Source organism: Lutispora sp. (genome assembly GCF_041687175.1).
GTDB lineage: Bacteria > Bacillota > Clostridia > Lutisporales > Lutisporaceae > Lutispora.
Window position 1 is genome coordinate 1 of sequence record NZ_JAWLCK010000073.1, and the last position, 14,658, is coordinate 14,658.

The following is a 14,658-nucleotide window of genomic DNA, read 5'->3' on the forward strand; positions in this document are numbered from 1 at the left end:
AGATAGTTGAAGGACTTAAGAATAAGAAAATGCATATTATAGAAGAAGAAATTAAAGAAGGTTGTCCTAACTGGACTCCTTCTTTTTATTAAAGTTGATAAATTTAGCGAAAATTGAAGAATATTCTAAGGGATATATTGACATATTATATAAATTGCATTATTCTAATTAATATAGTACGTAATGCAAATTTCACATACAGGTGTTGTTTTATATACAGACTAAGGAAAGGAGGTCACAATTAAATGAAAAGAGTGTATTCAATAAGCCTTAACGAAAAACTTATGGACTCACTTGACCGGTACTGTGTAAAGTCAGGGCTGACCAGGTCGGAAGTAATATCAAAGCTGCTTGTTGATTATGTCAACAATGGTATTAATCCGGATGAAGTTGAAAATGATGATATTTCTGAAAGAAAATCAGAGCTTCTAAATACAATTTATGACTTATATTTTTCTATTTCAGAATTTAAGAATTTCTCATCCAGGTTTGCAATAAAAATGGAACAGGTAGAGGAAAGCTCTTCAATACTGTTTGAATTCTCGAATAAGAAATTTTATTGTGAGATGAAGGTATTGGATGATTCGGTTAAGATCAATGCAAGATATAAATCAAGCTCAAACAGAATGCAGGAAATATTTGAAAATGCATACATTAAGCACAAAGCAGAGCTGGAGGAGCAGGGCTTCAAAAGGGAAATATATCAAAGATTTTGGGATATTGAATACAAATATCCGGTACAGGAATATCCAAGTGGTAATGAGGTAAAGCTTCTTGCAAGGTATCTGCTAAAAAAACTGTTCATATTATTTATTCATTTCTTTATAGAACTTGACTTCATTATTAATGGAAGTGAAGCAGAGGAACTGATAGAAACCAGTCCGCTTTACAAATCACCGGAAGTCTCTGATGAGGGTATACCTCCTTATCTGCAGGTTATGATTGGGGCTAACATTGGGATAAAATATCAGATATCATCAAACTCAAGTACAACAATCGGCAGATATAATACAGAAATAAATCTGCTAGAGCAAGAATTGGACAAAGATATGCCGGTAGTGTCCAAGCAGCATGCCCAGTTATTATGGCGAGCGGATAAGCTTTATATAACTGATTTGGGAAGTATGAACGGAACAAGTATAAATGGCCAGATAATTTCAGAACAAGATAGAAAAAAAGGCAAAGAGTATGAACTGAAAGACGGGGATAGAATTTTAATTGCGGATATTGAATTAAAAGTAGTTTTATAAATAGTAATTATGGGGGTGAAATATCTTATGGTTGAGGAAATAATCACAGATAAAAACAAACATGTACTGGCGGTATACGTTAAAAATGAGCTTGTAAGCACTGTAGGGCTGGAGGAGTTTGATAAGGAACATATTACATTTGGAAGGTCAAGGGAAAATGACATAATTATTGTCTCTCCTATTGTATCTGCAAAGCATGGTGTGTTCGAAAAGAAGGATGGAAAATACTTTGTTAAAGACTTGAACAGTACAAACGGTATAATTGTAAATGGCTCGGCAAAGCAGTTCGCAGAGCTGGAGAACGGAGACTCAATAAGGGTTGATGATACTAGTAATCCGCACAACGAAGGAGTGCAGCTAATATATTCAATCCTTAGCAGGTATGATGAAGAAAAGTGGGTGGAGTACCCTTTAAAGGATAATGATGTTATGACTATCGGCAGGGATGCAACAAGCAGCATCTGCCTAACTCACAGCAGCGTTTCAAAGAACCATGCAAGAATAACTTATAGAAATAGTGCTTGTGTACTAGAGGATCTGAACAGTACAAATGGGACCTATGTTAACGGGAAACCTGTAAATAACAAGGTAAGCTTGAAAGCCAACGATGTAATATTGATAGGAGACACAAAAATTATTTTTAAAGGGGACAGGCTTTCCTACAGCATATTTTCCAAAGGTCTGGGCATAGATGCTTTAAAGGTTACAAAAGAAGTAAAGGAAAAAGGTGGATTTATATCTAAAAAAGGAACAAAAGTCCTTGTTGATGGCGTTAGTATAAGCGTGAAACCAGGAGATCTTGTTGCACTTATCGGAGGCAGCGGAGCAGGAAAATCCACCCTGATGGATTGCTTGAACGGATTCAGAAAAGCAACAGGCGGACAAGTCCTCGTAAATGGTGATGATTTTTATTCAAATTATGAAGCGTATAAAAGTGTTCTGGGCTATGTACCACAGCAGGATATAGTATACGATACTCTAACAGTGGAACAAATGCTCCAGTATGCTGCGATGCTCAGAATGCCTGAGGATACTACTGCTGAAGAAAGAAAAGAGCAGGTAAGGAAGGTCATTAAAAGTGTTGAGCTTGAAGGCAGGGAAAACCTGATCATAAAAAACCTTAGCGGAGGCCAAAAGAAAAGGGTTAGTATTGCAGTTGAGCTTTTGGCTGATCCCAAGCTGTTTTTTCTTGATGAGCCTACATCAGGACTTGACCCGGGTATGGAAAGAAACATCATGTATTTGCTGAAGAACCTTTCAAATACCGGCAAGACCATTATACTAGTGACTCATGCCATGGCAAACCTCGGATTATGTGACAAAATTGCTTTTATGGGAAGAGGCGGTAAGCTTTGTTATTTTGGAACACCTGAGGGAGCTCTGGAATTCTTTGGCGTAAGGGATTTTGCCGACATATTCAATATGATAAATTCTGAGCCTGCTGAATGGCAGAAAAAATTCATGTTATCAAATTATTACATGTATCATAAATCCCTGGAGAACAAAAAAGTAGAGACAAGCGAAGCAAAAAGGACAAGAAAAGCAAGTATAATAAAGCAATTTACTATAATGGTACGAAGATATGCAAAAATAACATGGGCTGACAAGCAAAGATTTTTCATGCTGCTGCTACAGGCTCCTTTTATCGGAATGCTTATTGGTATGGTATCAGCCAAGGATTCCTTTGAAATCTATGAGTCCTCAAAGCAGGTCTTGTTCACCCTTGCATGCTCTGCAGTCTGGATTGGTGTTCTGAACTCCATACAGGAGGTATGCAAGGAGAGAGTGGTCTTAAAAAGAGAAGTATCGGTAAACTTGAGACTCTTCCCGTATATAATGTCGAAAGTGGTTGTACTTGGAACATTATGCCTTATACAGAGCATTATGCTTACAGGTATAGTATTCCTGTTCATAACCTTCCCGGATGTTTGTTTCACAGGGAATATGTTACTTGAAGTAACCTTTTTCACATTTCTTACTGCTATGGCCGCAACCTCTATGGGTCTGCTGGTTTCAGCCATGGTAACCAATAGCGACAGGGCTATGGGGCTGGCTCCTCTTCTACTGATTCCCCAAATTCTGTTTTCGGGTGTACTATTCAAACTGGAAGGTGTCACAAAGATAATTTCATATTTTGCCATCAGCAGATGGTCAATGGCAGCTTATGGCATATTGTTTGACATTAACAGTCTTCCGTTAAGGATAACTGTTGAAAATCCAAGATTTATACTGCCGGAAAGGCAAATTGAGGAAATGTTTAGCCGAAGCCTGCAAAATCTCATGGAAAACGAGGGAGTAATGTTTCTTTTCACCGTGGTTTGCCTGGCCTTAGGAATCATAGCACTTAAAAAATCACTGAAAAAATCATAAGGGGGATATATTCAATGGATAATATTTTACTAATTGCTTCAATTATTGGTGCACTTTTGCTGCTTGCCATTATTTCATTCGGAATCCTGAAGAGCAGACGAGAAAATTCAGATAAGGATGCCTGTAATGAATTAGATAGTGCACCGGATACAAATAGTCTTGAGGATAGAAATGAATATGAAAAGACAGTCCCTCTTGGTATAAGTACCACTAAAGACGAGTATGCGTCGGCTGCTGAGGATGCAGGTCCGTTGGAAATTCAAGAGGTGCCTAAGCTTTCACAGGTTGAAAAGACAGAAATCCTGAGAACAGTTAAAAAAGCAGGGAAGCCTGTTGTAGATAAAACAGAAATATTAGTTGAAAAAATCAAAGTAGCTCCAAAAGCAATACTAAAATATGAGGAGAATGGCCAAAAGACAGAGTATGAAATGTGTTCAGACCTAGTGAATATAGGAAGGGATCCTGAGATTTGCGACCTGGTAATTAACGGGGACAACTTTCTTGGAAAACATCATGCAATGTTATTTACAAGAAGTGATAAATTCTATCTGGTGGATAACAATAGCAAGAACGGTACATATATTGAGGATGAAAAAGTCGAAGGAACCATAGAGCTGAAAGGTAGCTGCAGGCTGAAGCTTGCAAAGACTGAGATCGACTTTATTATAGTATAGAATTACAGTACTTGAAGGAAGGGTTTATATGAAGCTGATATATGGAGCATATACGGATAAAGGAGTTAGAGAAGAAAACCAGGACAGTACCTTGGTACTTGATACTCATATACTTAAAGCTTTCGCAGTGGGAGACGGGATAGGCGGATTGGATTATGGCAGGCAGGCCGCCTCAATTGTAGTGAACGCACTAAAAAAAGAGCTTGAGGAATGTGATGTAACAGATTCCTTATATCTTCAGGAGCTTTTAAAGATTAAGATGAAGCAGATAAATGAGTATATGTTTGAATCTTCAAAGAAGAATCATTTCAGTATGGGGACGACAATATCAGTACTCGTATTTGCTGAAGAGAGGTTTATCCTTGGAAATGTGGGTGACACAAAGATTTTTATGGTAAGAGATGGTACAATCGATACCATATCAAAGGTGCATTCACTTAGGGAGAGGAAAAATGTGCTTACTATGGCGATAGGCCCGGACAGTAATATTGATCCATATACTGTACAGGGTGAGGTTAGAGAAGGGGATATTTATATCATCTGTTCTGATGGCATATACAACTTTGTTGCTGAAGATGAGCTGAGGAAACTATTTCATAAGTGCGGAATAATGTCAAATGAGGCAGCTGAGCAGTTATGCAGGAACATTGTGCAATTAGCTCTGTCATATGGGTCTGAAGATAATTTAAGTATAATTGCTATACATGCAATGAATGAACAGAGGACGTGAGTATTATGAGAGGAAAAGGGGTACTCCTTACTATCTCTTTATTAGCACTATTGCTTGCAGGAGTTTTAATTTTCATTGCTCTGCTTGGTGGTGATGATAAGCTTGAAAAGCAAGAACCGCAGACATATAAAACTCTTGAAGAAATGAAGAGTATTAAGATTGACAAAGCCTTTAAAAGGGTAGTTGATAAAAAGGACAGAGAAGTTGAGATAGAAATTGATGAAAGTGACCTTGATGAGCTCACAGCACTGCTTGTCAAGGAGTATGAAAAAAATGAGAACCCGCTGAAGATCAGAGGATATAAGGCAGAGATTGTTGGAGACAAAATCAGGATAAGCATTGATAGCTATCTGTATAAGCTTATTCCAGCACAATACATATTAAGAATAGCGCCGTCTATTGAGAATAATAGAGTAAGCCTTTTTGTTGAAAGTATAAAAATCGGAAGATTTGATATATCACCGGAAGCAGTATTGAAAAATCTTAAAGAAGTTGAAAAGGGCTTGTATTTTATAGACTTGGAAAAACGAAGTATAGTGCTTAATAACAAATATCCGGATCAAATAATACTAAAGAGTGTAGAAGTGGATGAAAAAAGGATAAGCATAAAAGCTGCTCTTTCAATCAACACATTAAAAGATTTGGTAAACGTTCTGGGTGTAATCATACCGGAGGAGCTGGAAGCACTGGTTTCCAAAGTGCCAGTTGATGATATTAAAGGAATTGCAGAAAGTTTGATAAGAGAAGTAGCCCTTTCCCAAATAAGTGAACTTAGTGTTTCACTAAAGGAAGAAATAGTGAGGAACCTTGCAGACTACGCAAAGAACAACATCAAGCTGGATAAGCTGAATGGAATATTGCAAAAGGAAAAAGTTGATTCACTTATAAAGAAAGCCGGCAAGGCTATTAATGGAGATGGTAAGGGGCAGCAAGATAAAATGACGGCCTTGCCTGATTCAATCAAGAAAACCCTAATGGATGGAGTTAAAAAACAGTTGGAAAAGCAGGATGAGGATTCAAAGCTTAATGTATTATTGAAACTATTTGATAACGAGGGGGAGTAAATATGTCTAAAAACAAAATAATAATTGGTATTGTTGTTGTACTAATTCTTATAATTTGCGCTAGTATTCTGGCAGTATCACTATCTGGAGGAGACCTCTCCAAACAATTGAAGCTGGGGGAAAAGTACCTGGCGGAAGGTAAGTATGAAGAAGCTATTCTGGCTTTCGAAAAAGCAATAAAAATAGATGAGAAAAATATAGATGCAAGAGTCGGCCTTGCTAAGGCATATGTGGCAACAGATAAGCTGGAAAAGGCAGAAGAGGTGCTGAAGGATGCAATTGGTATAGACCCTGCAAGGCCTGAACCGTACATAGAATTGGCAAATGTATATATTCTGGAAGGGAAGAACGATGAAGCAATAAGGATACTTGAGCAGGGATATGAGAATACGAAAGATGAGAGTATCAAGAAACTGCTTGACAATTTAAAACCGCAGCCACCTAAGGCCTCACTTGAAAGTGGCACCTATGAAGGAGTACAGACTGTTGACTTAGCAAGCATACCAACTATGACAACAGAGTCGAATGAACCAAGTATAACAAGCAATGATAGTACTTTAGAAAATAGAATAGTAGTAGCGTCAGGAAAAAGCATAGAAATTACTAATAATTCAGATTCGCACATTTATCTAGAAATAAGTGGAAGCCCTGAGTATATTAGTTATAAAAGTGATGGAAAAGTCCTTGAGTTTGGGGTAAAATGGCCAGAGTACAACAGCGTATTAGTTTTAGATAAAGGGGAACGTGCAGTATTAACAAATACAGAAAAAGATTATTTAGAGCTTTTGGGTGATATGACAGTATTAAATCTTAAATTTGTTGAAGGAAGTGCATTGAAACATGTTATCGTACAACCTAATGAAAGTATTGAATTCACAAATAGCTCAGAAGAGATACTTCGTTTTGAAGAAAGTAGAGGGAAAGATTTCCACTGCCAAGTCTATGGGACAGATGGAAATTTTAATCCACATCCCTATATTAATAATAATCAAAATATAACAACAGGTCAGAAGGCAATAGTAACAAATTATGGGAGCGAGCCTATAGAAATTGTTTCCCCTATTGAATTGTTTAATCCTCAAATTAGTGAGAAAAGCGTACCGAAAGATTAGCTAAGGTCAGGTATGTGACAATAGCCGTTTCATTACATTTTCATACTCATAATCTTTAATGTGGAAGATAGGTGGTCAAAATGCATAGTTCAAATATACGACTTAAATTAATAGTTTCAACACTAATATTATTCCCACTGTTGTCAAGTCTAACTTTTGGAATATCTGATTTACTTTTAATAAATGAAAGACTCAATCTAAGCGATTGGTTCCAATATGCAGGTGCAATGTTGGGGTATGTCGGAACGGTTATTGTGAGTATAGTGGCAATTTCTCAAAACGGTCGTCTTCAAAAATTAGAAGAACAACGAGAAGCAGCTTTCATTGAAATTGATATAGCAGAAGAAGGTATCGAAGTAGATTCGGATAATTGTGATAAATGGTTCTCATCAAGTGAAACCTTACCAGATGGCTATAATTACTACTATTTTGATACTTATGCAAATGGGAGAAAAGTGGAAAAAGTACACTCATGTATTATGTGGCTTAAAATTAAGAATATTTCAGAAAAGCCTATTGCAAATATTGAAATCAATAATTTGGTAATTAAGACGTATGGGGGTAAAATTGAAGAACATAGCTATAAGAATGGATACTACAATTTTCATGAAATAGTTCCTAAGGGTAAAGAATCAGATATATTTATATACTTCGATAGCGATTACTCAGGGGATGAACCTCCGAATTTTGAAAAGCCTTTTAGTGAAGAATACTTTGAAGTTAAATTTGATTGTGTAGTTACTTCAATTTATCAAGTTACAAATATACAAGGAATAGAAATTATTACCAATACAGGTTCTAAGCTAATTAATGATAGCTTTGATTATAGAAATAAGCAACATGTTATTAAATATATTAAGCCCACTGACAAGCGAAAGCTGATTAATTTCTGGAAGAAGTTAGCTGTCTGAAAGTTAGCCCAAACGTTTTACATTTGTTGCTTAATTAATTAAGTTTGGAAGCAGGTGGTCAATCATGCTAAACAAAGGCCAAATTTTCGATTCAAAATATGAAATCCTTAAAACCCTTGGCAGCGGTGGTATGGGTACGGTATATCTTGCCCAGAACATTAAGCTTGGGAATCTATGGGCAATCAAGGAGGTAAACAAAAAGCTCGGGGACCGGGTAGATCTTCTTGCTGAGCCCAACATGCTTAAAAAGCTTGCGCATCCGTTGCTTCCAAGGATATTTGATATCATCGAAGATGAAAACTACATATACATAATTATGGATTATATAGAGGGTATACCCTTGGATAAGGAGCTGGAAAAACACAAGAGCTTTACGGAGAAGCAGGTGATTGAATGGGCAAATCAGATATGCGATGCTCTCAAGTACCTGCATTCAATGAAACCCAACCCTATAATATATAGGGATATGAAGCCCTCAAACCTAATTATTACTCCCGCGGGTGAAGTGAAAATAATAGACTTTGGTATTGCCCGGGAATACAAGCAGGCATCAACAGCAGATACCACCTATATAGGCACCAGAGGCTATGCTGCTCCGGAGCAGTATGGAACTTCCCAGACCGATGCCCGTACAGACATTTACAGCCTGGGAGTCACTTTGTACCACATGCTCACGGGTAAAAGTCCTAATGAACCGCCTTATGAGATTAAGCCAGTAAGAGAAATAAATCCGAAGCTTTCTCGGGGAATTGAATTTATAATCACCAAATGTACAAGACAGGATCCGGCTCAAAGATACCAATCAGTGGACAAGCTCCTAAAGGATATACAAAACATTAATAAGTTTGATACGGAATATAAGCGGAAAGTGCTTAAAAAGGATGTTACAATAGGAGCTTTCATAATCGCTGTGATGGTATTTAGCACGATTACGATACAGGGCTGGAAGCAGTTGGGAGTAGAGAAGGTTGAGGAATACGAAAGGATCGTAGCAGAGGGTATGGAATACCGTGACTCCGCAAGTTATAAGGAGGCGGCAGAAGCCTTTGCCAAGGCAGCAGAAAAGCTTCCTGACAGGCCCGAAGCATATAAGGAGGAGGCGCTGGTCTTTTTCAATCAAAGAGACTACGATGGTTGTATAAACTACCTAAATGGAAAACTACTGGTAATAAAATCAGACCTTTCGTATGATGGTTTTAACAGCACAATGGCAGATTTGGATTATATAATCGGTACCTGTTATTATGAAAAAGAGGAATATGAAAAAGCGGCATTATATATGAAGAACGCATTATTAAAGACGCCATCCAACCCTATCTATTATAGGGATCTGTCAGCGAGTTTGGCAAAAGGCGGTTTAATACCAGATGCCCAACAAGCTCTGGAAGAGGCAATTGCAAGAGGCTTGATTGATGACTCCATAGCATATGTAAGTGGCGAAATTGCTTTAAAAAGCAATATATACAAAGTAGCAGCAGATTCTTTCACAAAAGCTATTGAATTAACAAAGGATGAGGATGTAAAACGCAGGGCATTTCTCTCCTTGGCAGATGCGTATAAATCGGTTGGAGATGTTGACTCTCAGATACAGGTTTTGGAACGCTCACAGAATGAGCTTAAGGAAAAGGACAACCTTACAGTTATTGAACTGCTTGGGGATGCATATACACGAAAGGGTATGCTTCTTGAAGGCGACAAAAGAGAAGAATATCTGAAGCGTGGAGTAGAATGCTTTGAGAAGCTGCTGTCACTTGGATATAAACGCTCGTATATTATAAGGAATATTGCAATTCTTTATCAGCAAATGGATGAATTGAGTAAAAGCGAGGAAGCCCTTATTGATATGAAAGAGAGCTTCCCTGATGATTACAAGGCATACATGCAGCTGGCCTTCTTATATGCAGATATGGAAAGCAGGAAAGATAATGCTTCGAGAGATTATACCAGAACAAAACAGAACTATGAGCTTGCACAGAAGTTTTATAAGGATGCTAGGGCAAGAGGTGTTGATGATACTGAGATGCAGGTGCTTGAGGGGCTTATGGATGAGTTGAGAGACAAGAACTGGATTAAGTAGAGGAGGGGGCTTATGGTTACTAATGGGTTTCTGATGTTTTGGGGAGGTATAGTTGGGTTAGTTACATCTTTTATAGTGGCTGTATTTTTAGTAATTTCAACAAGGAAAACCCCAAAAGCTATAAGTATGAAAGTAGCAGAGAAGGAAATGATACAAACTGATAAAAAAGAGAAAAAGGCTACTACTAGAATTGATTCAATAAAGCTGAATTCTGATTCTGAATTGAAAAACACAGAAGTACTTTCTGACTATACAGGGAAAGTGCTTCCTGATACACAGTTGATTAAAACAAAATAAAAGGTGTTAGAAATGTCAAGTGAAGGTTATATCTATATAATATAAGGGGGTTTTTATAATGAATAAGAATATAAGTCGATCTATAATTATACTAATCACAACAATAGTTTGTGCATTATTTTCATTGTTGACTACTTCTGCTTCGCCAATGTCATATACAAGAAGCGATACTGAAATGCGGGAGATATATAGTATGATAGAGCAAGGAAGGGACTATCTTGGGTTATTGAGGCTATACGCGAAGGAATGCGGACCAATAAAAGGAAGTGCTGAGGATAGTGAAGACCTTGCTATAAGTTATACTGCTGGTTTGCTTAACTATGAAAAAGGAAATAGTCCTGCGTTCATTAGTGCCTTCTATAATAGCACATACCCCGAAGATGGTGTTGAATTTGAAATTAAAACAGCAGCAAGTGTTAGTATTTATTCAGAGGAATATTATAATCACTATAGGAAAGTAATCGATGACACAAGTGTCAACAATAATTGTTGGTACGAAATATATACTAAAGATGGTATAGATTATTTAAAAATAAGTAACAGTAATCAAAATATGTATATGTATTCACACGAAGAAGTTTTCTACAAGTTTAACGGCAAGACATTGTCAGATATCTGCAATGCTTCTGAACATACAACAATTGAATATGATTCTCAAAACGACTCAGAGACATCAAGAGAAAAAGAGACTTATTACGAAATAAGCGGTAAAGTTGCGTCAAAAGAGATGTATGAAGACTTTATTAAAAGCTTCAAGTTAAAGCAAACACTTTTCTCTTTTATGGCAGGTTGCCCTGTAATTGGTAATCCGGAGGGAGAGAAGGATTTTCAGTACTTGTTGGATGAGTTTAAAAAAATTCCATCAGTTATATCTATAAAGGTTGACGAGATACCTTATGATTTTATAGACAAGCCTGTTAATATAAATGGGAAAACTTTGGCACCCTTGAGAGCAATTGGCGAAACAATGGGTGCGAAAATCATATGGGATGCTGCTTCCCAGAGGATTACACTGATAAAAGAGGGTACGTTGATTGAATTAACAGTGGGTAGTAAAAGTGTTTTTGTTGATAATGAAGAATATATTTTGGATGTACCGGCTACTTTGATAAATAACAAAGCCTATATACCTGTAAGATTTATAGTAGAATCGTTAGGTTGGCAAGTGGATTATAATAGTAAATCAAAGGAAATAATGATTCATAATGAAATACCCGGTGATGTACCTATGTATGAGGAGCTAAATATGCAATGGTGAAAGAGTCTTGGTATTAACCCTAAAAATAATAATTGATGAAAGCATTAAGTTGACTGCGAAAATATGCATATATACATTTAGACAACATAGCAAAGGCAGTATTGACGGACATTGGAACCGAAGAACTGGCTCACTGGGAAATTGTCGGTACTCTTATATACAAAATAGTAGACAGAGCTTCTCCGGAAGAACTGAAAGAAGCGGGGATAGGACCCCACTATGCACAGCACGGCAGGGCACTTTATCCCCATGATGCAGCGGGAGTTCCGTGGACTGCCGCATATATACAGTCCTTTGAAGACCCTATAACATCTCTTCATGAAGACCTGGCAGCAGAAGAAAAAGCCAGAGCGACATACGAGAATCTAATCAATATGACGGATGACAGAGGAGTAATAGAGACGCTGAGCTTCTTAAGGGAGAGGGAAGTGGTTCACTTCCAGAGGTTCGGTGAGACTCTGAGACTGGTGCAGGAGCATATGGATCATATTAAGCATAAGAGATAGCAAAGAAAAGAACTTAATAAATAGAGGTAAGTCAGTACTTGCCTCTATTTTGCTTTTATAATAGTTGTCATGCTGAAGGCCGGGAAAATGTTAAAATTGTCCAGAAGCATGCAAAGAGTTATTGACATATGCCCGAAATAGTATTAAAATTAATTATGGGCATACGCCAATAATATATATAGATGATGTCAAATAGAGCTGAAAGTAAGAAAAGCAAGGATATTCTTATTACCACACAGATAATGAATTCAGCAATGAAGGGATTGATGGCTTTTGATTGACCAGGTCTTTGAGATACTTAAAGAGAATAATCTGAAGTTAACACCTCAAAGAAAAGAGATTGTTAAAATTCTATGGGAGAACAGAGGACATCACCTTGAAATAGAGGTGATCTATAATCTTGTTGCCTCTAAGGGGAAAAAGTGTATAGGATTAGCAACTGTTTACCGAACTATGGAGTTATTTAATAAAATTGGTTTGATATCAAGAATAACCATGGAAAAATCACCTGCAAAGTACGAATTGAATGTGTTTGATAAGTTGAATCACCATCATTTAATTTGCTTGAAGTGCGGCCAGGTACAAGAAATCAGCGACGATATTGCCTCGGAGTTCAAAACTATTATAGCAGAAGAGGCTGATTTTAAGGTGGCTGATAAGCCAATGAAGATTTATGGATATTGCAGCAAATGCAGAGAGCCATGATAGTATAGAAAGGAGGTGACGATTATGCCGGGAAGAGACGGAACTGGTCCATTAGGAATGGGTACACTAACAGGCAGGGGAGCAGGACTTTGCAGTGGGGTATATGCAGGATATGGAATGGGTTTTGGTAGAGGCAGAGGCTATAGACGAAGAGCTTATTTTGCATATACACCTATAGCAGAGACATCGGCGGATGTCTATGGCGGCGCCTTTATGCCTCCGGTGGATGAAAAGCAATATCTTACTAGAGAGGCAGAGATTTTGAAAAACCGGTTGCATGAGGTTGACAAACGTTTGAAAGAGATCAACGAGGGCTCCGATAAATGATGATCTCAGGTATCTGCAGATAAGGCGGGAGGCAGCTCCTGCCTTTCCCTTTCTGAATATATCTGCTGCTTATAATGATAAAATATGATAATATGTATTTATATATAAAAAAATACTTCATTATTAAAATATGCAAATAATAATAGGGTTTGGCTCCTGCAATGCACTAAGGCATCGGAACAATTACAAGATTTTTATACCAGCTCAGAAAGGGGAATGAAAAGCATGGCAAGACCTGTAAAATGGAGAAAAGTCGAATTCATACCCAACATACAATACTTTGCACCTTCAGATATTGATTCTGATACACTTCAGGAGAACATACTCCGTATAGAAGAGCTTGAAGCGATACGCCTTAAAGATCTTGAAGGCATGGAGCAGGAGGATTGTGCCGACAAAATGGAAGTGTCACGGCAGACCTTCCAGCGTATCCTCATTACTGCAAGAGAGAAAATTGCAGATAGTCTTGTAAACGGAAAAGCTATCAGAATCGAAGGGGGCAATTATACAAGAAATATATGTCCTGTAATGTGCCTTGACTGCGGCAAACAGTGGAATGAGAGCTATGAGAATTTTGAAAGAGTCTTGAAGGGTGAGTTTATTTGCCCTGATTGCGGATCGGAAAAAATAACCTGCTCCAGAAATGATAAGAAGAAGTTCTGCAGGCGTAATTGCCGCAGACACGGAGGGGATAATAATATATAACAATTATCATAGAGGAAGAGGTTGAAGCTAATATTAATAGGTTGACATGAAAGCATATAAGAACTAAAATTTAAATAGATTTCCAAATGGGCATAAGCCGGAAATGGAAGATTGAATATTAAAGCTGGAGAGAATACGAAAGCCGTAATAGAAAGAAGTGAGTTTTATGTGCGATGAGGCATTCAGCAAAACATTCATGGAACACTTCCTGCATCCAAAGAATGTGGGGAGTATGAAAAATGCTGATGGAGTAGGAGTATGCGGAGATCCTGGTTGTGGAGACGCATTGACTTTATACATAAAGGTAAAGGACGATGTTATAGATGATATTAGCTTTCTTGTATACGGATGTGCGGCTGCAATAGCGACAAGCAGTATGACGACGGAGCTTATAAAAGGGAAGACCTTGGATGAGGCTTCAAAGCTTACTGATGAGGATATTGCCGAAGGTCTTGGAGGACTTCCGCTGCATAAGATGCATTGCTCAAATCTCGGAGCTCAGGCACTGAAGAATGCAATCAATGATTACTATACAAGGAAGTCAAAGTGAGATTGCAATTATTGTAAGTATAGAGGTGAATTGAAAAGGTAAGTTCCAGTTTGAAAAAGTAAATTCCACAAAATACGTTTCTGTTGAAAATTCTATGTTTAACTGGTTTTAAAATGGTTTAT

Annotated in this window: 15 protein-coding genes; all 15 read left to right on the plus strand. The window is 37.5% G+C overall.

What is annotated here, in order from left to right:
• The first annotated feature begins 245 nt into the window (after positions 1-245).
• The 15 genes from ACESM9_RS10520 (at position 246) to ACESM9_RS10590 (ending at position 14,536) form a co-directional block, all read left to right on the plus strand.
• Positions 246-1,250 carry an FHA domain-containing protein gene (locus ACESM9_RS10520; RefSeq protein WP_372998030.1) on the plus strand — a complete coding sequence of 335 codons (1,005 nt, stop codon included), beginning with the start codon at positions 246-248 and terminating at the stop codon, positions 1,248-1,250.
• A gap of 27 nt (positions 1,251-1,277) precedes the next feature.
• Positions 1,278-3,620, plus strand: coding sequence for an FHA domain-containing protein (locus tag ACESM9_RS10525; RefSeq protein ID WP_372998032.1), 2,343 nt, complete (start codon positions 1,278-1,280; stop codon positions 3,618-3,620).
• Between the two features lie 14 nt (positions 3,621-3,634).
• On the plus strand, positions 3,635-4,294 hold the full coding sequence (locus ACESM9_RS10530) for an FHA domain-containing protein (RefSeq protein WP_372998034.1): 660 nt from the start codon (positions 3,635-3,637) through the stop codon (positions 4,292-4,294).
• A 28-nt stretch (positions 4,295-4,322) separates the two neighbouring features.
• On the plus strand, positions 4,323-5,024 hold the full coding sequence (locus ACESM9_RS10535) for a PP2C family protein-serine/threonine phosphatase (protein ID WP_372998036.1): 702 nt from the start codon (positions 4,323-4,325) through the stop codon (positions 5,022-5,024).
• A 5-nt stretch (positions 5,025-5,029) separates the two neighbouring features.
• A complete protein-coding gene (locus ACESM9_RS10540; RefSeq protein WP_372998038.1) occupies positions 5,030-6,088 on the plus strand; it encodes a hypothetical protein in 1,059 nt (352 codons plus the stop codon).
• 2 nt (positions 6,089-6,090) lie between these two features.
• On the plus strand, positions 6,091-7,200 hold the full coding sequence (locus ACESM9_RS10545) for a tetratricopeptide repeat protein (RefSeq protein ID WP_372998040.1): 1,110 nt from the start codon (positions 6,091-6,093) through the stop codon (positions 7,198-7,200).
• Positions 7,201-7,340: 140 nt separating this feature from the next.
• Positions 7,341-8,111, plus strand: coding sequence for a hypothetical protein (locus ACESM9_RS10550; protein ID WP_372998042.1), 771 nt, complete (start codon positions 7,341-7,343; stop codon positions 8,109-8,111).
• A gap of 64 nt (positions 8,112-8,175) precedes the next feature.
• Positions 8,176-10,188, plus strand: coding sequence for a protein kinase domain-containing protein (locus tag ACESM9_RS10555; protein WP_372998044.1), 2,013 nt, complete (start codon positions 8,176-8,178; stop codon positions 10,186-10,188).
• Between the two features lie 12 nt (positions 10,189-10,200).
• A complete protein-coding gene (locus ACESM9_RS10560) occupies positions 10,201-10,485 on the plus strand; it encodes a hypothetical protein (protein ID WP_372998046.1) in 285 nt (94 codons plus the stop codon).
• A 58-nt stretch (positions 10,486-10,543) separates the two neighbouring features.
• Positions 10,544-11,743, plus strand: coding sequence for a copper amine oxidase N-terminal domain-containing protein (locus ACESM9_RS10565; RefSeq protein WP_372998049.1), 1,200 nt, complete (start codon positions 10,544-10,546; stop codon positions 11,741-11,743).
• Positions 11,744-11,796: 53 nt separating this feature from the next.
• The gene (locus tag ACESM9_RS10570; protein WP_372998059.1) at positions 11,797-12,249 is read left to right on the plus strand and encodes a manganese catalase family protein; all 453 of its coding nucleotides are present in this window, start codon (positions 11,797-11,799) and stop codon (positions 12,247-12,249) included.
• 273 nt (positions 12,250-12,522) lie between these two features.
• Positions 12,523-12,954 carry a Fur family transcriptional regulator gene (locus tag ACESM9_RS10575; RefSeq protein ID WP_372998051.1) on the plus strand — a complete coding sequence of 144 codons (432 nt, stop codon included), beginning with the start codon at positions 12,523-12,525 and terminating at the stop codon, positions 12,952-12,954.
• A 24-nt stretch (positions 12,955-12,978) separates the two neighbouring features.
• Positions 12,979-13,281, plus strand: a complete 303-nt coding sequence (locus ACESM9_RS10580) for a DUF5320 domain-containing protein (protein WP_372998053.1) — start codon at positions 12,979-12,981, stop codon at positions 13,279-13,281.
• Positions 13,282-13,506: 225 nt separating this feature from the next.
• Positions 13,507-13,986, plus strand: coding sequence for a DUF134 domain-containing protein (locus tag ACESM9_RS10585; protein WP_372998055.1), 480 nt, complete (start codon positions 13,507-13,509; stop codon positions 13,984-13,986).
• Positions 13,987-14,152: 166 nt separating this feature from the next.
• Positions 14,153-14,536 (plus strand): iron-sulfur cluster assembly scaffold protein, encoded by a 384-nt coding sequence (locus tag ACESM9_RS10590; protein ID WP_372998057.1) that lies wholly within the window; start codon positions 14,153-14,155, stop codon positions 14,534-14,536.
• Positions 14,537-14,658 lie beyond the last annotated feature (122 nt).

Bases quoted from the DNA above. Each gene is read 5' to 3' on its own strand.
- ACESM9_RS10585 (WP_372998055.1), top strand. From the start codon at position 13,507: ATGGCAAGACCTGTAAAATGGAGAAAAGTCGAATTCATACCCAACATA.
- ACESM9_RS10525 (WP_372998032.1), top strand. From the start codon at position 1,278: ATGGTTGAGGAAATAATCACAGATAAAAACAAACATGTACTGGCGGTA.
- ACESM9_RS10555 (WP_372998044.1), top strand. From the start codon at position 8,176: ATGCTAAACAAAGGCCAAATTTTCGATTCAAAATATGAAATCCTTAAA.
- ACESM9_RS10580 (WP_372998053.1), top strand. From the start codon at position 12,979: ATGCCGGGAAGAGACGGAACTGGTCCATTAGGAATGGGTACACTAACA.
- ACESM9_RS10560 (WP_372998046.1), top strand. From the start codon at position 10,201: ATGGTTACTAATGGGTTTCTGATGTTTTGGGGAGGTATAGTTGGGTTA.
- ACESM9_RS10540 (WP_372998038.1), top strand. From the start codon at position 5,030: ATGAGAGGAAAAGGGGTACTCCTTACTATCTCTTTATTAGCACTATTG.
- ACESM9_RS10535 (WP_372998036.1), top strand. From the start codon at position 4,323: ATGAAGCTGATATATGGAGCATATACGGATAAAGGAGTTAGAGAAGAA.
- ACESM9_RS10520 (WP_372998030.1), top strand. From the start codon at position 246: ATGAAAAGAGTGTATTCAATAAGCCTTAACGAAAAACTTATGGACTCA.
- ACESM9_RS10530 (WP_372998034.1), top strand. From the start codon at position 3,635: ATGGATAATATTTTACTAATTGCTTCAATTATTGGTGCACTTTTGCTG.
- ACESM9_RS10545 (WP_372998040.1), top strand. From the start codon at position 6,091: ATGTCTAAAAACAAAATAATAATTGGTATTGTTGTTGTACTAATTCTT.
- ACESM9_RS10565 (WP_372998049.1), top strand. From the start codon at position 10,544: ATGAATAAGAATATAAGTCGATCTATAATTATACTAATCACAACAATA.
- ACESM9_RS10590 (WP_372998057.1), top strand. From the start codon at position 14,153: ATGTGCGATGAGGCATTCAGCAAAACATTCATGGAACACTTCCTGCAT.